The organism is Clostridium sp. AT4, assembly GCF_001517625.2.
Taxonomy (GTDB): Bacteria; Bacillota; Clostridia; order Lachnospirales; family Lachnospiraceae; genus Enterocloster.
On the sequence record NZ_LN999828.1, the window covers coordinates 799,934 to 824,816 of the forward strand.

General features: G+C 46.1%; 22 protein-coding genes. 18 read left to right on the forward strand and 4 right to left on the reverse strand.

The features are described 5' to 3' along the window. Positions 1-47: 47 nt before the first annotated feature. Positions 48-653 carry a hypothetical protein gene (locus BN3656_RS10025; protein ID WP_066547448.1) on the reverse strand — a complete coding sequence of 202 codons (606 nt, stop codon included), beginning with the start codon at positions 651-653 and terminating at the stop codon, positions 48-50. Between the two features lie 159 nt (positions 654-812). Here BN3656_RS10025 and aroE point away from each other — a divergent pair, with 159 nt between their 5' ends. The 10 genes from aroE to BN3656_RS10075 all read left to right on the forward strand — a co-directional run bounded on the left by aroE (position 813) and on the right by BN3656_RS10075 (position 13,341). Next, complete coding sequence (gene aroE / locus BN3656_RS10030; protein WP_066547453.1) at positions 813-1,679, forward strand: shikimate dehydrogenase; 867 nt, start codon at positions 813-815, stop codon at positions 1,677-1,679. Positions 1,680-1,796: 117 nt separating this feature from the next. Continuing rightward, entirely contained in the window at positions 1,797-2,687 is an 891-nt protein-coding gene (locus tag BN3656_RS10035) for a DMT family transporter (RefSeq protein WP_066547454.1), read from the forward strand. Positions 2,688-2,776: 89 nt separating this feature from the next. After that, complete coding sequence (locus BN3656_RS10040; protein ID WP_066547455.1) at positions 2,777-3,580, forward strand: shikimate kinase; 804 nt, start codon at positions 2,777-2,779, stop codon at positions 3,578-3,580. Positions 3,581-4,088: 508 nt separating this feature from the next. Further along, on the forward strand, positions 4,089-4,931 hold the full coding sequence (locus BN3656_RS10045; protein WP_066547456.1) for a cell wall hydrolase: 843 nt from the start codon (positions 4,089-4,091) through the stop codon (positions 4,929-4,931). A 106-nt stretch (positions 4,932-5,037) separates the two neighbouring features. Further along, positions 5,038-5,502, forward strand: a complete 465-nt coding sequence (locus BN3656_RS10050; RefSeq protein WP_066547458.1) for a YhcH/YjgK/YiaL family protein — start codon at positions 5,038-5,040, stop codon at positions 5,500-5,502. 233 nt (positions 5,503-5,735) lie between these two features. Continuing rightward, entirely contained in the window at positions 5,736-7,340 is a 1,605-nt protein-coding gene (pckA, locus tag BN3656_RS10055; RefSeq protein WP_066547460.1) for a phosphoenolpyruvate carboxykinase (ATP), read from the forward strand. Between the two features lie 427 nt (positions 7,341-7,767). Continuing rightward, complete coding sequence (locus BN3656_RS10060; RefSeq protein ID WP_066547462.1) at positions 7,768-9,006, forward strand: DUF3798 domain-containing protein; 1,239 nt, start codon at positions 7,768-7,770, stop codon at positions 9,004-9,006. A gap of 142 nt (positions 9,007-9,148) precedes the next feature. Further along, a complete protein-coding gene (locus tag BN3656_RS10065; RefSeq protein ID WP_331467899.1) occupies positions 9,149-10,762 on the forward strand; it encodes a sugar ABC transporter ATP-binding protein in 1,614 nt (537 codons plus the stop codon). Then, the gene (locus BN3656_RS10070) at positions 10,755-11,846 is read left to right on the forward strand and encodes an ABC transporter (protein WP_066547468.1); all 1,092 of its coding nucleotides are present in this window, start codon (positions 10,755-10,757) and stop codon (positions 11,844-11,846) included. Before BN3656_RS10065 ends, BN3656_RS10070 begins: the two co-directional genes overlap by 8 nt. Continuing rightward, positions 11,839-13,341, forward strand: a complete 1,503-nt coding sequence (locus tag BN3656_RS10075) for an ABC transporter permease (protein ID WP_242962981.1) — start codon at positions 11,839-11,841, stop codon at positions 13,339-13,341. The genes BN3656_RS10070 and BN3656_RS10075 overlap by 8 nt, the downstream gene beginning before the upstream one ends. Positions 13,342-13,556: 215 nt before the next feature. Here the strand turns inward: BN3656_RS10075 and BN3656_RS10080 are convergent, their stop codons facing one another. The 3 genes from BN3656_RS10080 to BN3656_RS16865 are packed head-to-tail and all read right to left on the reverse strand — an operon-like array spanning position 13,557 to position 14,317. Then, a complete protein-coding gene (locus BN3656_RS10080) occupies positions 13,557-13,877 on the reverse strand; it encodes a TfoX/Sxy family protein (protein WP_066547470.1) in 321 nt (106 codons plus the stop codon). A gap of 24 nt (positions 13,878-13,901) precedes the next feature. Then, positions 13,902-14,039, reverse strand: coding sequence for a hypothetical protein (locus tag BN3656_RS16860; RefSeq protein ID WP_242962982.1), 138 nt, complete (start codon positions 14,037-14,039; stop codon positions 13,902-13,904). After that, positions 14,036-14,317, reverse strand: a complete 282-nt coding sequence (locus BN3656_RS16865) for a hypothetical protein (RefSeq protein ID WP_242962983.1) — start codon at positions 14,315-14,317, stop codon at positions 14,036-14,038. Before BN3656_RS16865 ends, BN3656_RS16860 begins: the two co-directional genes overlap by 4 nt. Before the next feature lie 217 nt (positions 14,318-14,534). On the opposite strand from BN3656_RS16865, the gene BN3656_RS10090 reads away from it, so the two are divergent. The 8 genes from BN3656_RS10090 (at position 14,535) to BN3656_RS10130 (ending at position 24,842) form a co-directional block, all read left to right on the forward strand. Next, complete coding sequence (locus BN3656_RS10090; protein ID WP_066547472.1) at positions 14,535-14,960, forward strand: GntR family transcriptional regulator; 426 nt, start codon at positions 14,535-14,537, stop codon at positions 14,958-14,960. Then, the gene (locus BN3656_RS10095; protein ID WP_066547475.1) at positions 14,926-15,825 is read left to right on the forward strand and encodes an ABC transporter ATP-binding protein; all 900 of its coding nucleotides are present in this window, start codon (positions 14,926-14,928) and stop codon (positions 15,823-15,825) included. Before BN3656_RS10090 ends, BN3656_RS10095 begins: the two co-directional genes overlap by 35 nt. Next, positions 15,800-18,343 carry a DUF6449 domain-containing protein gene (locus BN3656_RS10100; RefSeq protein ID WP_066547477.1) on the forward strand — a complete coding sequence of 848 codons (2,544 nt, stop codon included), beginning with the start codon at positions 15,800-15,802 and terminating at the stop codon, positions 18,341-18,343. Before BN3656_RS10095 ends, BN3656_RS10100 begins: the two co-directional genes overlap by 26 nt. 205 nt (positions 18,344-18,548) lie before the next feature. Next, positions 18,549-19,751 carry a pyridoxal phosphate-dependent aminotransferase gene (locus BN3656_RS10105; RefSeq protein WP_066550693.1) on the forward strand — a complete coding sequence of 401 codons (1,203 nt, stop codon included), beginning with the start codon at positions 18,549-18,551 and terminating at the stop codon, positions 19,749-19,751. Positions 19,752-19,799: 48 nt separating this feature from the next. Continuing rightward, the gene (gene ytvI, locus BN3656_RS10110; RefSeq protein ID WP_066547479.1) at positions 19,800-20,954 is read left to right on the forward strand and encodes a sporulation integral membrane protein YtvI; all 1,155 of its coding nucleotides are present in this window, start codon (positions 19,800-19,802) and stop codon (positions 20,952-20,954) included. A gap of 21 nt (positions 20,955-20,975) precedes the next feature. After that, positions 20,976-22,334 (forward strand): MATE family efflux transporter, encoded by a 1,359-nt coding sequence (locus tag BN3656_RS10115; RefSeq protein ID WP_066547481.1) that lies wholly within the window; start codon positions 20,976-20,978, stop codon positions 22,332-22,334. Positions 22,335-22,365: 31 nt separating this feature from the next. Then, a complete protein-coding gene (locus tag BN3656_RS10120; protein WP_081422927.1) occupies positions 22,366-24,219 on the forward strand; it encodes a L,D-transpeptidase family protein in 1,854 nt (617 codons plus the stop codon). Positions 24,220-24,455: 236 nt separating this feature from the next. Then, complete coding sequence (locus BN3656_RS10130) at positions 24,456-24,842, forward strand: DUF6465 family protein (protein WP_066547485.1); 387 nt, start codon at positions 24,456-24,458, stop codon at positions 24,840-24,842. Positions 24,843-24,883: the final 41 nt, after the last annotated feature.

The following is a 24,883-nucleotide window of genomic DNA, read 5'->3' on the forward strand; positions in this document are numbered from 1 at the left end:
GTTTTCGCTTTCATTTACAAAATTTCCCATAGTGAAGAAAATATTTTTTATGTCATGGCGGATAATAAGATGCACAGAGCCGGAAATAAAAGAAAAACCAGCGGGTTCTGGGAGGACAGGATGGAAAAAGGTAAAAAGATCATCGTACAGAACACAAGGATTAAGGCGGAAAAGAGAAAATAGTAGGGTTCGATAGCGGGATATTTCTTTCCAAGCTGTATTAACTGTTCGATCGGTTTAAAAAAACGCGGACGGAAAAAAAGGATCGCTCCAAGAAGCAGGAGAGAATACAGCCCGGTAGTGCCGATGAGACCCAGCGCATAGCTTCCGACTGCTTTTTGAAGATAAGGGACGGCAAAATAGTTTACCAGAAAGAATCCGTAGGCAGAAACGGACAGGATTACAAAGGAGAGATAGCAGGAAAACTGGTTTCCGCGCAGGCTGTGGAGGCTTAATTTTACGGCAGTGTAATATACGCAGAAAATCAGCCAGAACAGCCAGAGGTATCCCAGCAGTACGGAGGCAGAGTTAAACAGTCTTTGAGAAAAAAAGAAGGCTGAAAAAAGAAAGGGGATTTCAATGAAAGACGTGGGGTTTTCATCATTTTTTGGGGGAGCGGCAAGCGTCAAACAGCGGGTAAATTCATGAATCATCTTTGGACGGTCCAGGGATTTTTCAATAAAGCCATAAGAAGGAAAAGGCCTTGTTTTGAATAACCCTGTTTTTTAAATTTGATAAAGAAATAATGCACTTGCATATTCTATGAGATTGGGGTAAAATAGACCAAAATTAAGACAGGGAGGAAATGAGTTATGGAAATTAGCGGACATACGCAAATGCTGTGCCTGATAGGAAGCCCTGTCGGGCATTCGGGATCGCCGGCTATGTATAATTACAGTTTTCAAAAATTGGGGCTGGATTATGTGTATTTGGCTTTTGATATAAAAGAAGAAGATACATCAAAGGCTATTAATGCGCTTCGGTTATTAAACGTAAAGGGCTTTAATATTACTATGCCGGGAAAGACGGCAGCGCTTTCCTGCTGCGATGAGCTTTCAAAAGCAGCACAGCTTATCGGAGCGGTAAATACGGTAGTAAATGAAAATGGCAAACTAATTGGCCATAACACGGACGGTTTGGGCTGGGTCAGAAACTGCCGGGAGCATGGCTTTGAAATAAGGGGAAAGAAAATGACGATTGCCGGTTCCGGTGGAGCGGCTACTGCCATTGAGATTACATCTGCTTTAGAAGGGATGAGTGAGATTTCTATATTTGCACGAAAGGACACTTTTTTTGCAAATGCAGAGGCTACGGTAGAAAAGATCCGCAGGCATGTTTCAGGATGCCGGGTGAATCTGTATGATTTGGAAGACAGGGATTTATTTTATCATGAAATAGAAGACAGTCATATTTTCACCAATGCCACCCGGGTGGGAATGAAGCCTATGGATCAGGAGAGCCTGATTGAAAATCCTGAAGTTTTTCGCAGTGATCTGACTGTGTCAGATGTAGTTTATAATCCGAGAGAAACCAGACTCCTGTCAGATGCTGCGGCGGCAGGGTGTAAAGTGATTCCGGGAATTGGGATGCTTTTATGGCAGGGGGCAGAGGCATTTAAACTTTATACAGGTAAGGAAATGCCGGTTAAGGAAATAATGGAAAAATATTTTGCGGTATAATGAACCGCCCATAAAATAATAAAAGACAGTTGTGCAGAAGAGAAACTGCAGCAGCTGTTTTTTTGTAGAAATTCACCAAAGCAAAGCTACTGATAACAGAAAGAAGGAACAGGGAACATGAAGCGTAATGTAGGGTATCTGTATTTGTTGATTACCTTTTTTTGCTGGGGAAGTATTTATGTTGTGAGCAAGTATGCTTTGGAGGTTATGGGGCCGGTAACAGTTTCTTTTTGCCGGTATGGAATAGCTCTGATCTGTCTGTATGGTATTTTAAAGTTAAAAGGATGTCATAAAAAAGTTCAGAAAGAGCACTGGCCGTATTTGATGATTCTGGGAGGCTTGGGATATTTTGCAGCAATTATACTGCAGCTTGCCGGAACCGCCAGATTGTCAGGATCGCTTTCTTCCCTGATGAATTCTTTGAATCCCGTTGCGATTTCTGTTATGGCGGCGATATTTTTAAAGGAAAGGATCACATGGAAAAATGCGATCGGCATTGTTATATCTCTTGCAGGCGTATATGTTATTTTAGGAACGGGAGAGCTGCAGGCTGACATCATGGGAATCCTGTTTTCCGCAGGCTCTGTAATTCTCTGGTCAGCAGCTTCTGTATCCATTCGCAGAATCTCCGAATATTATGATCCGGTTCAGACCGCTCTTTACGGTATGGCCATTGCACTGATTCTAAACGTACCGGCAGCAGTATTTGAGAATATGTTCATTTTCAGAAGCCATCCTACAGAAAAAGCATTGCTGGCCTGCCTGTTTGTTGCAGTAGTTGGAACTGCGGTAGCACACACCTTTTGGAATAAGAGCCTTCAGCAGCTGAGTGCAAGTACCTGTTCTATGTTTTACCCTTTACAGCCGTTGGTATCAGCAGTACTTGGGGTGGTGCTTCTTCATGAGATTATTACATGGCAGTTTGTAGCAGGCGCTGTACTGATCTGTTCTGGAATTGTGATTAATTTCCTGCCTTTTATGCCAAATAAAGAGAAAATAGCGCGTTAAATCGATAAAATCATTGCGCTTTTTAGGTTCTGCTGATATAATTGCATTCAAAAATAATTCGTGTGACGAAGAAGACAGAGGAGAGTGCAATGGACAGAATTGAAGAAATATGTGATAAAATTGGACAGTGTGATGACAATATCATTGAGCAGCTGGTTGCCAGAATGAGATGTATTCAGGATATTATTGAATATAAGAAGGAAAAGGGAATTCCGATCCTGCAGCCGGAGCAGGAAAAAAAGCAGGAGGATAACCTGAAGCGTAAGCTGGGAGATAATCCCTTTGAGGAGGAGATACTGGATATCTTCAAATACATTGTGAAGAACAGCCGAAGGATTCAGGCTAAAGCTCTGTTTAATTATAATATTTTCCTTATTGGCTTTATGGGCGCAGGGAAAAGCACTGTGGCTAGAGAATTAAAAAAACAGCTGGAAATGAATTACGTTGAAATGGATCAGCTGATCGTGGAGCAGAGAGGAATGGCCATCACAGATATTTTTGAGGAATATGGTGAAACATATTTTCGTAATCTGGAAAGCAATGTGCTGATTGAACTCCAAAAGCGTAAACAGACGATCGTTTCCTGTGGAGGAGGTATTGTAGTCCGGGAAGATAATAAGGATCATATGAAGAAAAATGGGCGGGTTGTGTTTTTAACTGCAACGCCCAATACTGTTTATGAGCGGGTGAAAAACAGTACAGAACGTCCGATCCTGAATAATAATATGAATGTAGAGTTTATTTCACAGCTTTTAGAAAAACGCAGAGCTTTGTATGAAGAGGCAGCGGATATCACAGTAGCAACAGATGGAAAATCTGTTTCCGAAATATGTGATGAAATAGTTTCAGAGCTGATTGCTTATGACCTGAGATTAAATAAAAAAGAATCATGATAAAAGAGAGTTTCTGTTTCGCAATAGAATTATCGGACAGAAACTTTTTTATTACAAAACTATTAAAAGTGGGGGTTAATCCCATATTTCGACAGAAAATGTAAAAGGGTAAATCGTGAAGTACAGAAGGAAAAAAACGGAAAAAAGCCGCAAAACAGGTGGCATAAAGGGTTGAAATTGTATTGTTAATAAAATAACAAAATTAAATATTAACAATAATGTAATAAAAACGTAAAAATAAAATCTATATTTCGTTCAAAAAACAGGATGATATCAAGAAAAAGTATACAATAAGCACAATATAATCGGAAATTATTTCCTGATGCAAAAAAAATGTAACAAAATTGTAAAACCTCTGTTGACGGGTAGAACCAAATCCCATATAATACCCGTACATCCCAGCAAAACAGGTCAAAAGTGGGGAATAAACCTTATTTTGGATCTGATGAAAAGCAACTTGTTGACACATGGGATCAGACAGATCCCAGGAAAGAAAAGAGGAGTATGTATGCTTACATTGCATTCATTCCTTCAGTCGGTCGTTCTCTTTGTAAAGGCGCTTGCAGTTAAGGTCAAAAAAGAACAGTACCGCACTTCTTCTGTTGTGATGGCAGGGGCTGTAGTCATTGCCATTGTAACCTTCGGTGCAAACGGATTTGGCGGAAGCGGTAGAAATGCCATGGCTGCGCCCAGGATCCAGGAAAGCGCAGAGGAGCCGGAAGAACCGGAAGAGGAAGTGGTATCTGGAGGAAGCAGCTTTGTTACGGAAGCAAAAATACAATTTGGACTTTTAAATACAGACAGTGAAGGCCAGCATCTGGCAGGCGCGCTGCTGGAACAGGATGTCCGGGAGAAACAGAGAAGAGAGGCAGCAGCCCAGACAGAGATTGAGGCGCTGCAGAAGCAGATTTTAAAAGAGAAGGAAGAAGAGGAAGCCAGAAGAAAGGCTGAGGAGGAGCGGCGGGCCGCCAGACGGATCCGGATTTCAGACGAGGATTACCAGATCCTGCTGCGTATTGTACAGGCCGAAGCAGGCATCTGTGATGATAAGGGGAAGATTCTGGTGGCAGATGTGATCATTAACCGTGTCCTTTCCAAGCGGTTCCCCAATACGGTAAAAGGGGTTGTATACCAGAGAAACCAGTTCCAGCCCGTATCAAATGGCAGGATCAACACCGTAAAGGTGACGCCGGATACCATCCGCTGCGTAGACCGCGCCCTGGATGGAGAGGATTACTCAAACGGGGCTATTTACTTTATGAACCGCAGGGCTTCGGGAAAACAGGCTTCCTGGTTTGATTCCAGTCTTACCTATCTCTTTGCACATGACGGTCATGAATTTTTCAGATAACCGCCCATAGAAAAGACTCAAAAAGGGTTGAGTTTCCGCATCCTTTGGCGTATACTGTGAAGTGACGGGAAACTGTCCAATACAGAAGGCAAAGGAGACTGGAATCATGATTTTTGATGAAAAGAAAAATTTGAATTTTTACCGCAATCTGGGAATTGAGGGAAGATACGCAAAGGCCGTTGATTTTCTTATGAACACGGATCTGGCAGCATTAGAGGCTGGAAAGCATGAGATCGACGGAACCAATGTATATGCCAATGTGACCTCCTACACTACGATTCCGTGGGAAGAGGCAAAGTATGAGTCTCACGAGCATTACACCGATATCCAGTATGTGATCGAGGGGAGTGAGGTTATGACCTATGCTCCGACACATGAGATGGAGGTAAAGACTCCTTACAATCCGGATAAAGATGTAACGTTTTATGAGAACACGGTTCCCGGCCTTCAGGCAGTTGTAAAGGCAGGTCAGTACATGATCTTCCATCCATGGGATGCACACAAGCCAAAGGCAGCAGACGGTGAACCTGCCCCTATTAAGAAGGTAATTGTAAAAATTAAAGAAGACTAGTGTACTGTCTCATTCACTAGAATAAGGTACCGGCCGTTTGGACATTGTCCAGGGGGCCGGTATTTGTCATATCTGTACCATTTTCTGTAAAAATTAGAATTTTGTTAAAATGGAATTGTTGACTTTTTAACAATAAAGTGAGATAATAGACTTGAATTTGGTTTTATAAACCAGACATTCACATTTACATCATTTCACATCATATCACAGGAAAGAAAAGAGGTTAATGTAGTATGGCAGAGATCAATTTAAGCAAGTATGGCATTACCGGAACAACTGAGATCGTACACAATCCTTCTTATGAGCTGTTATTTGAAGAAGAAACCAGACCCGAGCTGGAAGGTTACGAGAAAGGACAGGTCAGTGAATTAGGCGCAGTTAACGTTATGACTGGTATCTACACCGGCCGTTCTCCAAAAGACAAATTCATCGTGGTAGATGAGAACTCCAAAGATACTGTATGGTGGACTTCTGATGAGTACAAGAATGACAATCATCCTGCATCTGAGGAAGCATGGAAGGCCTGCAAGGAGATTGCGTTAAAGGAGCTGTCCAATAAGAAGCTTTACGTTGTAGATGCATTCTGCGGCGCAAACAAGGATACCCGCATGGCAATCCGCTTCATCGTAGAAGTAGCTTGGCAGGCACACTTTGTTACTAATATGTTTATTCAGCCAACTGCTGAGGAATTAGAGAACTTTGAGCCTGATTTCGTTGTTTACAATGCTTCCAAGGCAAAGGTAGAGAACTATAAGGAGCTGGGCTTAAATTCTGAGACAGCTGCTATGTTCAACATTACCAGCCGTGAGCAGGTTATCATCAACACCTGGTACGGCGGTGAGATGAAGAAGGGTATGTTCTCCATGATGAACTACTACCTGCCTCTGAAAGGCATCGCTTCCATGCACTGCTCCGCAAATACAGATATGAACGGCGAGAACACCGCTATCTTCTTCGGCCTGTCCGGTACCGGAAAGACCACTCTGTCTACCGATCCTAAGCGTCTTTTGATCGGTGATGACGAGCATGGCTGGGATGACAACGGCGTATTTAACTTTGAGGGTGGCTGCTATGCCAAGGTTATCAACCTGGACAAAGAGTCTGAGCCGGACATTTATAATGCCATTCGCCGTGATGCTCTGCTTGAAAACGTTACTCTGGATGCAGAGGGCAAGATCGATTTCGCAGATGACAGCGTAACCGAGAATACCCGTGTATCTTATCCGATCAACCATATTGAGAATATTGTACGTCCCGTTTCCTCTGCTCCGGCAGCGAAGAATGTAATTTTCCTGTCCGCAGATGCATTCGGCGTGCTGCCTCCAGTATCTGTTCTTACTCCTGAGCAGACACAGTATTACTTCCTGTCCGGCTTTACAGCAAAACTTGCAGGTACAGAGCGCGGCATCACCGAGCCGACTCCTACCTTCTCTGCATGCTTTGGCCAGGCATTCTTAGAGCTGCATCCTACCAAGTATGCAGAAGAGCTGGTTAAGAGAATGGAAAAGAGCGGCGCAAAGGCTTATCTTGTAAATACCGGATGGAATGGTACCGGAAAGCGTATCTCTATTAAGGATACCCGCGGCATCATTGACGCTATCTTAAACGGTGATATCAAGAATGCTCCTACCAAGACCATCCCATACTTCAACTTTGAAGTACCTACTGAGCTTCCCGGCGTAGATCCCAAAATCCTGGATCCAAGAGATACCTATGCAGATGCAGCAGAGTGGGATGCAAAGGCGCAGGACCTGGCTGGCAGATTCATTAAGAACTTCGCAAAATACGAAGGCAATGAGGCTGGCAAGGCTCTGGTTGCAGCTGGCCCTCAGAAGTAAAACAAAACAGATCGACGAAAGTCTGAAAAGGCGCGGCATTTTGCTGCGTCTTTTTTTAATCCTCTTTTCTTTGTTCGATCTCCAGCCAGGTTCAAAAACATTGTTCTTAAAAAAAGACAATGTTAAAAATAAAGTTCGTCTATATTTAGAATATAGATATTTTAGAAGATAATATTAAGATAAAATATAAATAAAACTGATTATAAAGTTAATTTTTTGCAAATTGATTGGAATTATATCAACATATTTGTATACAATATGCGAAAGACTGAAAAAATATCAACTTATATTGTACCAAACGGACAAATGTCTTTTGACAAGATACAAACCATGTGATATAATACGAACAATTCGCGAAAGGAAAAACAGGGCGGGTTAAAAACGGGGTATATAAAAAGATACCCGACTTAAAAAAGGAGGAGAAGGAATGAAAAAACGTTTTCTCAGTTTGACACTGGCAGCTGCAATGGTAATGTCTTTAGCAGGATGCCGCAGCGCAGAACCGGCAGCGACAACAGCTGCACCGGCATCAGAGGCAACGACGGCTGCACCGGCTGATGGGGAAAAGAAAGAGGGGACCTCAGAAGCAGAAACAGCATCGGCAGAAGACTTTAAGATTGGTATTATTACCGGTACGGCCTCCCAGGGTGATGAGGAGATCACTCAGGCAAATAAGATGAAAGAAAAATATGGTGACATGGTTGTTACCTCTACCTATCCTGATAACTTCACCACAGAGACAGAAACCCTGATCTCTAATGCAGTGGCTATGGCTTCTGATCCGGCTGTTAAGGCAATCGTATGGTGCCAGGCAGTTCCCGGTACTGCAGCAGCCATTGACAAGGTTCGTGAGACCCGTCCGGATATGATCTTCATCGCAGGTACTCCCGGCGAGGATCCGGGCGTTATCAATCCAAAGGCCGATATCGTCCTTCAGGTCGACGAGCCAGGCTGCGGTGTTGTGATTCCGCCTCAGGCAAAGGCTCAGGGAGCAAAGACGCTGATCCACTACTCTTTCCCGCGTCATATGAGCTATGCTTTGATTGTTGCACGTCATGAGAACATGAAGAAATACTGTGCAGAAAACGGAATCGAGCTGGTTGACGTAACCGCTCCCGATCCTACCGGCGATTCCGGTATTACAGGCGCACAGCAGTTTATTCTGGAGGATGTTCCCCGCCAGATTGAAAAGTATGGCAAGGACACCGTATTCTTCACCACAAACTGCGGTATGCAGGAGCCTTTGATCCGTTCCGTATTTGAAAACGGCGCGATCTACTCCTTACAGTGCTGCCCGTCTCCGTTCCACGCATTCCCGGCAGCTTTAAACATTGATATGTCCGGTCACGAAGCAGACGTTACATATATGATGGAACAGCTTCAGGCAAAGGTAGACGAGTATGGAATGAACGGCCGCGTTTCCACATGGGGCGTTCCCTGCAATATGCTGTTTGTAAATGCAGGCGTTGAGTATGCAAAAAAGGTACTGGAAGGCGAGACCAACGGTGAGGTTCTTGATGAGGAAGTTCTGAAGGCTACCATTCAGGAATGTGCAAAAGAGTATACACCGGATGCAAATATGACCATTGAGCATTATGTAGATGACAGCGGAAACAAAAAGGATAACCACTTCCTGGTAATGTCAGATTTCGTTACATTTAAATAGACTTGACCGCAATGGGGCTGATATAAGAAGCAGGGGGTTCGCCGGCTGGCGTCTTTGGGGCAGAAGCTGGCGGACTCCTTTTTTCATTTTTCCCTGATGGAGGGCGGTAGAAAAAGAAGTCAAAAAGAAAGAGGTTGGTATTTTGGAAAATGCAAAAGAAACCTATGTCCTGAAAATGGATCATATTGTGAAAGAATATTTCGGGAACCGTGTCCTGAAGGGAGTTGACCTTGCGGTACGTCCCGGTGAGATTCATGCGCTGATGGGAGAAAACGGCGCAGGAAAATCCACCCTGATGAATATCCTGTTTGGTATGCCGGTCATTCACAACACAGGCGGTTTTGAAGGAACCGTTGAGATTGACGGAAAGGAAGTGCAGATCAACAGCCCGGTAAAGGCCATGGAGCTGGGAATCGGTATGGTACATCAGGAGTTTATGCTGATTCCGGGATTTTCCGTTACGGAAAATATTAAGGTGGGCCGGGAAATCAGTCATGCAAACCTGGCCAGCCGTGTATTTGGAGAATCGATGGAAACCCTGGATTTTGATTCTATGGATCGGGATGCAAGAAAGGCCCTTAAAACCATTGGGCTTGAGATTGAAGAGTATGTAAAAGTAGCAGGACTTCCCGTAGGATATATGCAGTTTATTGAGATCGCCAGAGAGCTTGATAAAACGGGACTTAAGATACTGGTATTTGACGAACCAACTGCAGTGCTGACCGAATCAGAGGCTAAACGCTTGCTGGAGGCCATGAAAGTGATCGCCGCCAGCGGAATTGCCATTATTTTTATCACCCACCGATTGGATGAGGTCATGGCAGTGGCGGATAGTATGACGGTTCTCAGGGATGGAGAATTTGTAGCCAGACGTGAGATCAGGGATACAAATGTGGTTGAGATCGCAGAACTGATGATCGGACGCAAAGTGGAGAAGCTGTTAGATGATGATATACCGGATGAACGGGTGATCCGGGACGATGAAATTGCTGTCAGCTTAAGAAATTACAGAGTAGATATGCCGGGCGAGCAGGTCAATGGGATTGATATGGATATCCGAAAAGGAGAAATCTTTGGGATTGGAGGCCTGGCAGGCCAGGGTAAACTTGGCATCCCTAACGGCATCATGGGGCTTTATAAGGCCAGCGGTGAAGTGAGGATTAATGGCGAGGCCTTAAATCTGGATAAACTGGGAGATGCCCTGGATCATAAGGTAGCCTTTGTATCAGAGGACCGCCGCGGTGTGGGCCTTCTCTTGAACGAAAGCATTGAGCAGAATATCGTCTTTTCTGCCATGCAGACCAACGGCAGATTTTTAAAAAAGATCGGTTGGTTTCATTTATATGATGCTGCCGCTGCCAAAGTTCATGCCACTCATATGGTAGAAACGCTTGATATCCGCTGTACTGGTATCGGGCAGGCGGCAGGCCGTCTTTCCGGCGGCAATCAGCAGAAAGTATGTCTGGCACGAGCACTGACTCTGGAACCGGATATCCTGTTTGTATCGGAGCCTACCAGAGGAATTGACATTGGCGCCAAGAAGCTGGTGCTTGAGTATCTGGCAAAACTGAACCGCGAGACGGGCATGACGGTGATCATCGTTTCTTCTGAGCTGGTAGAACTGCGGTCGATTTCAGACCGGATTGCGATCATTTCCGATGGAAAGCTGTCGGGTATTTTAAAACCGGACGATTCGGATGCTGACTTCGGTCTGGCTATGTCCGGAACACGGAAAGGAGGAATGGAAAATGACTGATTCTGTTAAGAAGATGATCCGTAAATTCGGCCTTCCGCGTATTATTATCGTTCTCTTTTTTCTGTTTCTGGTGGTATGTGCAGGGGCATTCCAGATGAATCTGCCCCAGTTTTTCAGTGATGTGCTCCGCCGCTGGGGAATGTACGGTGTTTTAGCTCTTGCAATGGTGCCGGCGATCCAGTGCGGGATCGGACCGAACTTTGGTATCACCATGGGTATTGTAGGAGGGCTTTTGGGAGGTCTGGTTGTGATCCAGCTGGATATTGCACAAAATCCCGCTCTGGTAGCAATCCATCCTCTCTTTGCAGCCTGGGTGGCTATTCTGGCTGCCATTGTGATCGGCGTGATTCTGGCAGTGGGCATCGGATACCTCTACGGCCAGCTCTTAAACCGGGTAAAGGGCTCTGAAATGACCGTTACTACCTATGTAGGATTTTCCGTGATCGCTTTCATGAATATGGTCTGGATGCTTCTTCCCTTCGACAATGGTGAGCTGATCTGGCCCAATGCCGGAAAGGGACTGAGAAATACAATTTCCCTTGCTTCCTCCTACAGCGGTGTTATGAATGACACCCTTGCTTTTTCCATTGGAGACTTTTTTGTTCCTACCGGACTTCTTCTGTTTTTCTTCCTCATGTGCTTTCTGGTGTGGCTCTTTATGCGTTCTAAGACTGGAATTGCCATGAGTGCGGCAGGTACGAATCCGATGTTTGCCAAGGCCGCAGGCATCAATGTAAACCGGATGCGTCTAGTGGGTACCATTCTTTCGACCGTCCTGGCTGCAGTAGGTATCCTGGTATATGCACAGGCCTTCGGCTTCATCCAGCTGTACAATGGTCCTATGATGATGGGCTTTACCTCTGTAGCAGCCGTACTGATCGGAGGCGCTACTCCAAGGCGGGCCTCCATTGCCCACGTGCTGATCGGTACGTTCCTGTTTCAGGGCATCATGGCTCTGGGCCTTCCGGTTGTAAACCAGTTCATTCCGGAGAGCAACTTATCAGAGGTAATGCGTCTGATCATCTCTAATGGTATTATTCTGTATGCACTGGCACAGGCAAAGGGAGGTGACAGCCGTGAATAAAAAAATATCTGATTTCTTATTTAAAAATAAGGTAGTGATCCTGTTCCTTCTTCTTTGTGTAGGAGCTACGGCTGCATCGAAACAGCCTCTGACCTTTGTGATCCCGGAGCTGTTTACCAGAATCGCCAGAAATGCGTTTATCGTGCTGGCACTGATCATTCCGGTTATTACGGGTCTGGGTCTGAATTTTGGTATTGTAGTAGGCGCCATGGCGGCACAGATTGCCTTATTCCTTACCACTTACTGGGGTTTTACGGGAGTTGGCGGCTTTTTCATTACCGTTGCCCTGGCTACCCCTATTGCGCTGGTGTTCGGCTTCCTGGTAGGAAAACTCTTCAACCTGGTAAAGGGAAATGAGATGATCGCGGGCCTGATCCTGGGATATTTTGCAGATGGTATTTACCAGCTGATCTTCCTGTTCGTATTCGGCGGCGTGATTGCTATGAATAATCCTACGCTGATGATTGCCACAGGAGTAGGCGTAAAGAATACCATTGACCTAAAGGATACGGTAAAATATGCTCTGGATACCATTCCCATGCTGACGGTTCTGGAAATTGGCTTCTATCTGGTAATTGCAGGACTTCTCTTTACCACCATTCACAAGCGGATCAAAAAACAGGCAGTGAACTGGAAGGATACAGCGCTTAAGGCGGCGGCAGCAGTTTTTGTCTATGCCCTGACTTTTATCGGACCGGTGGAGCAGTTCTTATCTTCTGACCGTCTGCTGCTTTTGTCGGCGGTAGAGCTGGGCTGTCTGAGCGTTGTGCTGTGGCAGCTGTTTCAGATCGTGAGACATAAAATGACGAAACATACGGGAGCCGGAAGTTTTGGCAAAAGAGACACCTTTGATATACGCAGAGCCCTTGTCTTTATCGTTCTGGCTGGTGCAGTATATGGACTTACCTATATTCCCGCACTGTTTAACGTGCTGATTGCCGTACAGCTTCCTGTGATGACCTATATCTCTATTGGAGCTCTCTGCGTATTCAACAATCTGCTGATGCGGACCCGTCTGGGACAGAATATGAGGGCAGTAGGCCAGAACCGTGCGGTAGCAAACTCTGCAGGTATTGATGTGGATAAGACCCGTATTATCGCCATGCTGTTTTCTACCGTGCTTGCCAGCTGGGGACAGCTTATTTATCTGCAGAATATCGGCACCATGTCTACCTATGGTGCGCATACCCAGGTGGGGCAGTTTGCTATTGCAGCGCTTCTGGTAGGCGGCGCTTCCGTGCAGAAGGCGACAAATAAAAATGCTCTTTTAGGCATCGTTCTGTTCCATACCCTGTTTATCGTATCTCCGTTAGCAGGAAAGGAACTGTTCGGAGATCCTGTGATCGGTGAGTATTTCCGCGTATTCGTTTCCTATGGCGTAATCGCCATGGCACTGGCTATGCATGCATGGAAAAAGCCCGGCACAGACAAGTCAAAAGATGGGCCAAGTGAGTTTGAAAGCCAGATGAAGCCGGCTTCGTTAGGAAAAGTTTAGAAATGAAAAACACCTTTTAATAGACGTCAAAAAGTAAGGCATAGTGGCCTGAACAACAGGAAAGAGGGTGCTGCTCAATCATTCGATTGTGGATGATTTTGCAGCACCCTCTTTTCTGGTTTAAGTGAATACATTTCAGTTGTTGCTGCATCTGGTTCACTCCGTCTGGATACGGCATTTTGTTGTATTAAGGGTATATACAAACTGGAAGTTGTTTATTTCTTCTTTTTCGGTTTTGGGGCTGGCAGTTCATCATATATTGCATGAAACAAGCCTGTCAAAAATTCCTTATTATCAACTTCATCTACCAACAACATCTCTTTTGCTCCCTCATAGGGTAATTCATACGGAGCTGTCGGCATATAACTAATTGCTGATTTTACTGGTTTAACAAGTAATCTATCATCATAGATACCGCCTACAATCTTGCCATGATAATAAATAATAAATTCTCCCATCATAGCTCGATAAGTAATTTCTTCTAACTCAGATAGCTGCCCTAAAATAAACTCTAAGTATTCCTTGCTTGATGCCATATTTCCACCTCAAATTCCAAGTTGTCATACCGTAAACAGTCGCCCATTATCATTCCATTCGCCATACATAACCCCCGCTTTTGTGTTATCTAAAAGCTTCTGTAAGCGACTCTGGAATAGTTCCGGCTGTTTTTTCTTAATTTGAATTGTATCAATTCTCACACGCTGATAAAGTGGCGGAAAACTTTGAAACTTTCCCAAACTTCTGCGTCTGTTTGAAGCGCATTCAAAATATCTTTATCAACCACAAATCCCTTCTCACTCATATCTGGTAACACAGCACGACCGGCATTTGTCATTCGTCTTAATCGTTCCATTCTGCGGCAGCGTTTTTCTTCATAATAAGACAGAGGATAGATCGTATCATACTTTGCAGCATTCCACTGCTGTATCCCTTTTTCGTCCATCCACTCCATCCGCTTAAGGATCATTGAAAACATCTGGGGAACCCCTGATTTTGTGATTTCTCTGAATTGATATCTGCTTTGCATGGGGAGACCTCCTGAATCTGATGCTGTTTGAATGAATTGTACCACAAACTGTCAAGAATCGTAAGAAAATTGTTATTGTATTTCAGACTGGTTCATGGTATTGTTAAATCAGGATAACTGTATTAAGAGAATTAGTACAGTTAAAACAGAGAAAGGAGAGATTCCAATGATCGTACTGGATTACAGGGATCGGAGGCCTCTGTATGAACAGGTCACAGAACGGTTGGAGGAGCTGATGTTTCAGGAAATCCTGACGGAAAATACAAAGCTTCCCTCAGTCCGCAGCCTTGCGACGGAGCTTTCCATCAATCCCAATACCATCCAGAGAGCGTATGCAGAACTGGAGCAAAGAGGCTATATTTATTCTGTTAAGGGAAAGGGCAGCTTCGTGGCGGAAGGGAGCCGGTTAAGGAGCGGAAGAAAAAAAGCCTGGGAAGCGAGCTTTGACCGTGCGGTGAAGGATGGTATACAGATCGGCATTTCTCCGGGAGAAATGACAGAGCGACTGGAACGGATGCTTAATCTTGAGAAAAATAAGGAAGAAGGGGGAGACGACCATGATTCAGGCAGTGAAGCTGACGAAACGGTTTGAGGATATTACGGCAGTTGATCATATAGACGCTGCGATCAGGGAAGGAAGCGTGTTTGGACTGATTGGTACCAATGGTGCGGGAAAATCTACTTTTTTACGTCTTGCAAGCGGCATTTTAAAGCCGGATGAGGGACACATTACCATTGACGGCCAGGAGGTATTTGAAAATCCGGCAGCTAAAAGAATGGTTTTTTACATATCCGATGAGGCATATTTTTTCAGCAATGCATCGCCCCTTGACATGATGGCTTATTATTCCCGTGTGTACGAGCGTTTTGACAAGGAGAGGTTTCGCCGCCTGTTAAAAAGTTTTGGACTGGATGAAAAGCGCAGGATCCACACTTTTTCCAAGGGAATGAAAAAACAGGTGTCCGTGATCTGCGGGATTTGTGCTAATACAAAGTATCTGTTCTGCGACGAGACCTTTGACGGACTGGATCCGGTCATGCGCCAGGCAGTAAAGAGCCTGTTTGCCGCCGATATGGAAGACCGGAATCTGACACCTATCATCGCATCCCACAATCTCAGGGAGCTGGAAGATATCTGCGACCATGTAGGCCTGCTTCATAAGGGAGGAATCCTCCTTTCAAAGGATCTGGATGATATGAAGCTGAATATTCACAAAATCCAGTGTGTACTGCAGCCCGGAATGGAGCCGGAGGATCTGGTAAGTCTTGAAGTTCTGTCCACAGAGCGCAGAGGAAGGCTTCTTACGCTGACCGTCCGGGGAACGCGGGAAGAGATCGAGGCAAAGCTTGGAGCTTGTGATCCTGTATTTTTTGAATGTATTCCTCTGACTCTGGAGGAAATTTTTATCAGTGAAACGGAGGTGGCAGGATATGACGTCAAAAAACTTGTTTTCTGAAAAAAAGGTCTGTGACAGAATATGGGGACTGATGAAAGAGGATATCAAACGGCGTATCTGGGTGCTGGCGCTGATGTTTCTGGTTTTTTTCTTTGCCCTTCCGGTAAAGCTGGCATTAGTTATGGAAAATGCCCGGCGAATGGAGTTTCGCGCCTATAATGACTATGAGCCGATTGAAAAGCTGCTTCCGGAGCATTTCACTGCCAAGCAGTATGAGATGATGACTGCATTTTTCAAGAGGGAAGTTGTACTGGATGAAATTTCCTATGGAAATGGGCTGATGGTCTTTTTATTCCTGATGGCTGCGGTGGTTGTAGGAGTGACGGCGTTCTCCTATCTTCACAATAAGAAAAAGGTCGATTTTTACCATAGTATCCCTGTGAGGAGAGAAGTGCTGTTTGCAGTTCAGTACGGGGACGGGATACTGATCCCGGCAGCAGCATATCTGTTTGGCTGCCTCCTGTTTACGGCAGTAGCCGCCGCTTATGGAGTGCCTGTTTCTGAATTTTTCGGCTCCATGTCAGCTGCCTTTGGAATGAACCTTCTGTATTACAGCCTTGTCTATGGAACCGTTACAGTTGCCATGATGATGACGGGAAATATAGTGATCGGTCTTTTGGGTACGGCCGTTTTTTTCGGTTTTGTTCCTCTGGCAGCCGGACTTTTGGGCGCATTTGCAGATCAGTTTTTTGTCACATCGGCAGGTGAGTTCTGGTATGCGGACAGTTCTCCTTACTTGTGGGCGATGCAAAATCTGTCCCCTGTGGGAGCATACATCTGGTCTGCTGCTTCTGTTTCGGACGCGGATGGAATCAAAATGGCTGAGGTATTAAAGGCAGCAGCCTGTATGATGGCAGTTACCGCCCTGTCTTTAGAGCTTTACCGTCTTAGACCCTCAGAGGCAGCCGGAAAAGCCATGGCATTTTCAAAAAGCAAGGCTCCGGTTCGTATCCTTCTGGTACTTCTTGGAGGAATGGCGGGAGGATGGTTTTTCTGGACGCTGCAAAGCCAGGTGAAATGGGGGCTGTTTGGAACGGCAGCAGGGATTCTCCTTGTGCACTGCGTGGTTGAGATCATCTATCATTTTGATTTTAAAAAGCTTTTTTCACACAAAATGCAGCTGGCGCTGTGCCTGGGAGCGGGAATGCTGTTTTTTTGCAGCTTCCGTTATGACTGGTATGGCTATGATTCCTATGTGCCGTCTCAGGAGGAAATTGCTTCTGCCAGCGTGGATTTATCCATTGATTATTCGTTTGCCGCCAATATGCCAAGAGTGATGCGGCAGGGAGATACCCGGAGACTGATATATGAAAGTGCGGGAGATTTTATAAAAGAGAAGATGGAGCTTACCGATTTTGAGTCTGTTATTGCTCTGGCAGAGGCTGCTTCCAGAGAAGCGGCAGGATACAGGGAAGAAAAGCTGAACCGCTGGGAAGCGCAGATCAGCTTAAACGAAGTTTCCATGTCTGTGAACCATTATAGCAGTAAGGATGCCTCAGCCATATCTGTCATTGGAGGAGCAGATGGCCCGACCTCTGTTTTTGTGGCCGGCAAAGAGGAAGAGGAAGCGTATGACCGGTATTTCAGCCAGATCCTTATCCGCTATCGTTTAAAGAACGGCCGGCAGGTCAGCCGCAGGTATCACATGGATTTAGAAGATGTGCTGGAAACTTATGAAAACATTTATAATAATGAAACGTATAAAAAGGGCCTTTATCCGATCCTTTCTCAGCAGCCGGAGGAGATGGGATACGTTTCCTACCAGGGAAATGGAAATCATTCTCTGTTTAATACAATGGAAGAAGATGCCATAAAGGAGCTTCTTGGAGCCTATCAGACCGATCTTAAGGGGCAGAAACTTAAGGACCGGATGAGAGAAGATCCGGTGGGAGCGCTTCAGTTTGCAGAAAAGGAGCTGTGCCTGTATATTCAGGAACGGTGGGGAAAAAACGACGGTTATATTTCTGAATATCAGAGAGATCTGATCAAAATGCTTCTTGGCCCGGAAACATTGAAAGATTCTTATAATGAAATGCCTTCTGCGGATGAGATGGAACGGTATATGGAAAACCATCTGGATCAGCTTTGCAGATGGCCGGTTTATCCCTCTTTTACAAATACTATACAGGTTTTAGAGAAAATGGGGGTTGAGCCGGGAGCTTATTTTGCGGCTGAACATGTAAGCCGGATTTCCGTGGATGTATCCTCAATTGTGAACGGGGAAGAATACGGTGACGGACTTCCGGAAGGAGAAGCCTTAAAGCAGATCCAGACGGAAAATCCCTTCTATCAGAAAGATGGAACGCTTGTTTTTACAGAACAGGAGCAGATCGAGCTTCTTATGGGAGCATTGCGTGACAGGGAGCTTGCTGATATGAATGGTATGCGTGAGCCAGAACAGCCTGCAAGGTACGATCTCTATGTTACATTGACCTTAGATGAAAGCAGAGTTTCGGCAGAGTTTTGGCCGGATGATGTCACGCCTGAAATAGAAGCTCTTTTTAAAGGGCTTCGGTAGCCGGAACTATTGTTTCATTCAAAGCCATATCAAACCTGCGCCTGTCTGAGGCCGGGTCTCGATATGGCTTTTTGATGGTATTGACAATCTTTCCCATCAAGGATACAATCAAATGAGCAGCAGCTTCTGCATTTTTCCTGTACAGAGAAAAGGAGCGGTCAGAGGGCAGAACGCTGCACGTTACCGGGAAAGAGAGGACATGAGTATGATATCAGAAAAGATGAAGCCGCTTGTAAATAATAACTCCGCAATCCGGGCTATGTTTGAGGAGGGAAAACGGCTGGCAGCCATATATGGAGCAGAAAATGTATATGATTTCAGCCTGGGAAATCCCAATGTGCCCGCGCCTGAGGCGGTCAATGAGGCGATCTGCAGGATTGTGAATGAGGAACCATCTGTTATGGTTCACGGCTATATGAGCAATGCAGGCTTTGAAGATGTAAGGGAGGCCATCGCACAGTCCTTAAACCGGCGTTTTGGAACAAAGTTCCATCAGGGAAATATCCTGATGACTGTAGGCGCTGCCAGCGGCCTGAATGTGATTTTAAAGACGATTTTAAATCCTCAGGATCAGGTTGTGACCTTTGCGCCCTATTTTGTAGAATATGGCAATTATGTGAGAAATTATGATGGTATACTGGAGGTAGTTCCGGCGGACACAGAAACATTCCAGCCGGATCTGGAAGAATTTTCCAGGCGGATTACAGACCGTACGAAGGCTGTCATTATCAATACGCCCAACAACCCAACAGGAGTAATCTATTCAGAAGCTGTACTGACGCGTTTGGGGGAAATCCTGACAGAAAAGGAAAAGAAATTTGGCACACAGATCGTATTGATTTCTGACGAGCCTTACAGAGAGCTGGCATATGACGGGGCAGAGGTTCCCTATGTGACGAAATTTTACCATAATACGGTCATCTGCTATTCTTACAGCAAATCCCTTTCCCTGCCTGGAGAGCGTATCGGATATCTGGTGATCCCGGATGAGCTTACAGACAGCAAAGAGGTATTCAATGCGGCTGTAATCGCAAACCGTGTCATGGGAGCGGTCAATGCTCCGTCCCTGATGCAGCGCGTTGTTATGCGTTGTGTGGATGAGACGGCAGATATAGAGGCCTATGACAGGAACCGGAATCTTCTGTACCGGGGACTGAGGGAAGCCGGCTTTGAATGTGTAAAGCCCCAGGGTGCTTTTTATATGTTTGTAAAATCTCCGGAGCCGGATGAGAAGAAATTCTGTGAGGCCTGCAAAAAGGAACATATTCTGGTGGTTCCGGGAAGCTCCTTCGCCTGTCCGGGTTATGTAAGGATTTCCTACTGCGTATCCTTTGACCAGATCCGGCGTTCTCTTCCTGCCTTTAAGCGTGTGGCAGAAGGATATGGGTTAAAGGGGCTGGAAGATTAGAGCTGTTTGGATAAAATGGGCCGTACAGGAAAGGACAGGTGAGACCGTATGGAGGAATATAAAAACAGTCGGGAAAAAACAGAACCCCAGTGGCGGTATATTCTGCGTCTGATCTTAAATATAATGATTCCAGCCTCTGGATGGTTCTTTCTGTGTTTTCTGGGGCCGAAGCTTCTGGGGTTTTTCATGCCTTTTGTCGTGGGATGGATCATTGCCATGATCGCCAATCCGCTGGTGCGCTTTTTAGAGCGCAGGCTGAAGCTGGTGCGCAGGCACAGTTCTATTGTGATCGTGGCAGGAGCTCTGGCTCTGGTGATAGGGCTTTTATATCTTGCTGTATCCCGAATGCTTCATTTTATCTGGTCCTTTATCCAGGATCTTCCGGTCTTATATGCAGGGATTGAAGGAGATGTACAGAGCAGCCTGGGACGGCTGGAAGGTATCTTTGATTTCATGCCTGAAACCATGCGGGATGCATGGATGACCCTGGGAGACAATCTGGGAGCCTATATTGGAAAGCTGGCGGAGTCCATTGCCTCGCCTACTATGGAAGCGGCAGGAACTGTAGCAAAAGGGATCCCGGCTGCGCTGGTGTATTTTGTGGTCATCATTCTTTCGGCTTATTTTTTTATTGCAGACCGTGACCGGATCTTGTCTGTTATAAGAAGCCATATGCCGGAGTGGACCGGCCGGTATTCCAATCATCTGAAAAAAGAGTCCAGACGGCTGATCGGCGGGTATTTTATGGCGCAGTTTAAAATTATGGCTGTCGTATGGCTGATCCTGACAGCCGGCTTTTTCATTCTGGGCGTAAGCTACGGGCCTTTATGGGCGCTTTTGATCGCCCTGCTTGATTTTCTTCCAGTATTTGGTACGGGAACTGCCCTGATCCCCTGGGGAATCATCAAAGTCCTGGGCGGAGAGTATGCCTTTGCGGCAGGGCTGATTCTGATCTATGTGCTGACACAGGTGATCCGCCAGCTGGTGCAGCCTAAGCTGGTAGGGGATACTATGGGATTAAATCCCCTTTTGACCCTGTTTTTGCTTTATCTTGGCTTTAAGATAAGGGGGCTTGCCGGAATGATCCTGGCAGTGCCGATCGGCCTCTTTATAGCCAGCCTTTACCGATTTGGGGCGTTTAAGGGCATGACAGACAGCGCAAGGGAACTGGCAGAGGAAATTTCCCGATTCAGGGGAAAATAACCTATATCAAGGAGAAAAATCGTGAAACTGGAAAATAATCTGGATACAGATCGCATAAGAGAGCTGGTATGGAAGCTTGCATTTCCTTCCATGCTGGCTCAATTTGTCAGTGTTTTATACAGTATCGTAGACCGTATGTACATAGGAAACATACCGGAAATCGGAGGGCAGGCTCTGGCAGCCGTAGGCGTCTGCGGCCCAGTGGTGACCCTGATCACTTCCTTTGCCAGCTGGGTTGGTATTGGAGGAGCGCCGATCATGAGCATCCGTCTGGGGCAGAAGAATGAAAAGGCGGCTCAAAATGTGGTAGCTAACTGCTTTGTGCTCCTTGCAGTCATGGCAGCCGTCTTAATGACGGTTATGTATCTGTTTAAAAATCAGCTTCTGACCGTATTTGGCGCCGGTCCGGCTATTTTTCCTTATGCGGATGAATATCTGACCTGGTATCTGTCAGGAACTGCTTTTGCCCTTCTTTCCACTGGCATGAATCAGTTTATTATCTGTCAGGGTTTTGCAAAGGTAGGAATGATGACCGTGCTTTTAGGGGCTGTCAGCAATATTATATTAGATCCCGTTTTTATCTTTGTGCTGGATCTGGGAGTAAAGGGAGCTGCGATCGCTACCGTTCTTTCCCAGCTTGCTTCCTGTGTTTATGTCCTGTTTTTCCTTTTGGGAAAGCGGCCTCTGGTGCGGATTACCTTTGGAGGATATCAAAAGGAGCTTATGGCCCGTGTATTGGTACTGGGCCTGTCCCCCTTTTTGATCACGGCTTCAGACAGCGGCCTGATCATTATTATGAATATGCTGATCCGCCATTATGGAAGGTACGAAATGGGCGATGTGCTTTTGACCTGCAATACCATCGTGCAGAGTTTTATGCTGATGATCACTATGCCGCTGGGAGGAATTACCGGAGGCACGCAGACTATTTTGGGGTATAATTATGGAGCAGGCCGTCCGGATCGGATCCGAAAAGCCCAGAAGCACATCATTGGTCTTGGAATGGTATTTACAGCGGTTATGTTTGTCATTGCAATGACACTGTCGGCACAATTTGCTGAGATTTTTACAAATGACCGCTTTTTTATAGAAACCAGTGTGCGCGCCATCCGCATCAGCGTCCTTGCCATTGTTCCTCTTGCTATTCAGTATGAGGTAGTAGACGGATTTACAGGAATGGGTGCAGCGGCTCTGGCAATCAGTCAGTCGATGTTCAGAAAAGCCGTATATCTGGCTGCAATGCTGATCCTTCCGGCGCTTGCGGGAATAGAAAACGTATTTTATGCAGAGCCGGCGGCCGATGTTATTGCCAGTGCGGTGGCAGTTGGGGTTTATTTTGTATTCAGTGGACGTGTTTTGGGAGACGGGAAGCGTTTTTAGGAGGAAGGAGCAGTCAGAAAGGTTTAAGTGAATGAGTGAAGAAAAAAAGAAAAGGCCGGTGAGCCGCAGCAGAGAAGCCTTCAAAGCCCGCAGAAAGGAACGGGCCAGGGCCAAAAAGACAAAAAAGGGGTCTGTAAAGGCTGTGGGAGCAGGGATGGCAGCAGCGGTTGTTATCAGTATCGGCGGATATATTTATCAGGCAGGAGCGTATACGGATACCTATTTCCCTAATACAACGGTCAACGGTATGGAGGTGGGGGGAAAGACGGCCGGGGAGGTAAAGGAGATGATCACCTCGGAAGCGGCCTCATATCGTCTGTTCCTGTCTATGCGCCAGGGTGAAACGGCACAGATTTTTGGAAATGAGATCGGTCTTTTGGCAGAATTTGATGGAAGTCTGGAAGAAATCCTGCGTCAGCAGGATCCGTATTCATGGCCGCTTTATCTGTTAAGAGGGCCTGAGTATGACATAAAGGCTCTTATAAGTTATGATGAAACGCAGCTGGCAGCAGCCGTTTCCAAACTTTCCCAGTCAGATCCCGAAGCGGCAGAAGCGCCTGCAGACGCAGTGATCTCAGAATATGAGGAAGGAAAGGGGTATTCCATCCTGCCAGAGTCAGAAGGAGCACGTTTAAACCAGGAGCGGACTCTTAAGGCGGCAGAAGAAGCCATCTGCGGTCTTCTGCCTGAGCTGGATCTGGACCAGGCGGGCTGCTATGAAGCTCCGGCGGTGCGCTCGGACGATCCGGTTTTAAGGAAACGCCTGGAACAGATGAATCGTTTTGCCTTCATGTCTGTGACCTATACCTTTGGAAGCCGCAGAGAGATCCTGGACGGAAAAACGATCAGCCAGTGGATTTCCTATGATGAAAATGATCAGCCAGTGATTGATGAGGAACAGCTGGCTGCCTATGTAAAGGCGCTTGGTTCGGAATATAATACCGCCTATACCAAACGGAAATTTAAGACCAGCTACGGTCCAGAGGTAGAAGTGGCCGGAGTGTATGGATGGAGGATTGATGGAGCAGGAGAGAAGGCGCGGCTAAAGGAGGAGATTCTGGCCGGAGAGCCAGTGGAGAGGGAGCCTGTGTATCTGCAGACAGCTGCCAGCCGGGAGGGAAATGACTATGGAACTACCTATGCGGAAGTAAACCTTACGGCTCAGCATCTGTTTTTTTATAAGGATGGGAAAAAAATCCTGGAATCTGATTTCGTATCAGGAAACCAGTCTAAGGGGTATACAACTCCTCCAGGCTTGTTCAGTCTTACATATAAGCAGAGAGATGCCGTGCTAAAGGGCGAGGGATATGCCAGCCCTGTAAAATTCTGGATGCCGTTTAACGGAGGTATCGGCTTTCACGATGCCAGCTGGCGTAATACCTTTGGCGGTACGATTTATAAGAAAAACGGTTCTCATGGCTGTGTGAATATGCCTTATGAAGCTGCAAAGACGCTGTATGAAAATGTATATAAGGGAATGCCTGTAATCTGTTATAATCTGGAAGGAACGGAACGCAGCACGGCAGGCAGTGCATCAGGGAGAGCGGAGCCTCCTGCATCTGCAAGTCCGACTGCTGTTCCTGAAACAGTTCCCCAGACCGTCCCACAAACGCCTCCCGAGACAGAGCTTCCTGTTCAGACTGCTCCTTTGCAGCCCGCAGAAACAGTGCCCGAGACGCCGCAGGAAACGCAGCCGCCAAAGCCGTCTGAGGAAATATACGGATCGGGCAGTACGCAAAGCACTCAAAATCCGGAAACTGGCGCTGCCGGACCGGGAGTGACAGAATCGACAGGAAAACCTTCTTCAAATGAAGCGGATCCCGGTGCAGATACGCCCAAAACTACCTCGCCCAATGACGTTATCATACAGCCGGTAGGCAGATGAAACCATTCGCTCCCGAATCCGGCCATGTATGGGAAAAAGTGCAGAGAAAAGGGAAAAATCCTGATAAATCAAAGGGAAACGCGGCATATTGTGGCGGTATGTACATTGACAAAAGCAGGAAATCATTCTATAATTTTCTTATTGCATCTGAGCATTTACATAAGAACGTTTGCGCCGGAGACAACCCGGTTGTATGGCCCAAGGGCCGTATACACACTACAGGGAGGTAGGATAGTATGGCAACAAGAAAAAGTACAAGAGCCGTATCTGCACAGGCGAAGAAGGCAGTAAAAGAGGCAATTTCTGAAACAGCAGCAGTAAAGGAAGAGGTTAAGGAAGCAGTAAAAGAGGCTGCTGAGGAAGTAAAGGCCGTAGCTAAGAAGGCTCCGGTAAAGAAGCCGGCAGCCAGAAAAGCAGCAGAGCCAAGCGCAGCTGTACACTTCCAGTATAATGGCAGAGATATTGCCGCAAAGGAAGTTTTGGCAGCCGCCATGGAGGACTTTAAGAAAAACCATCCGGATGAGGAGATCAAAGAGTTTGAACTCTACATCGTAGCGGAGGAGAATGCTGCATATTATGTTGTAAACGGCATTCCTTCGGATGATTACAAGATTGTGCTGTAAAACAGACAGACACGGATTTTTAAGACCGGACCCCAAAATGG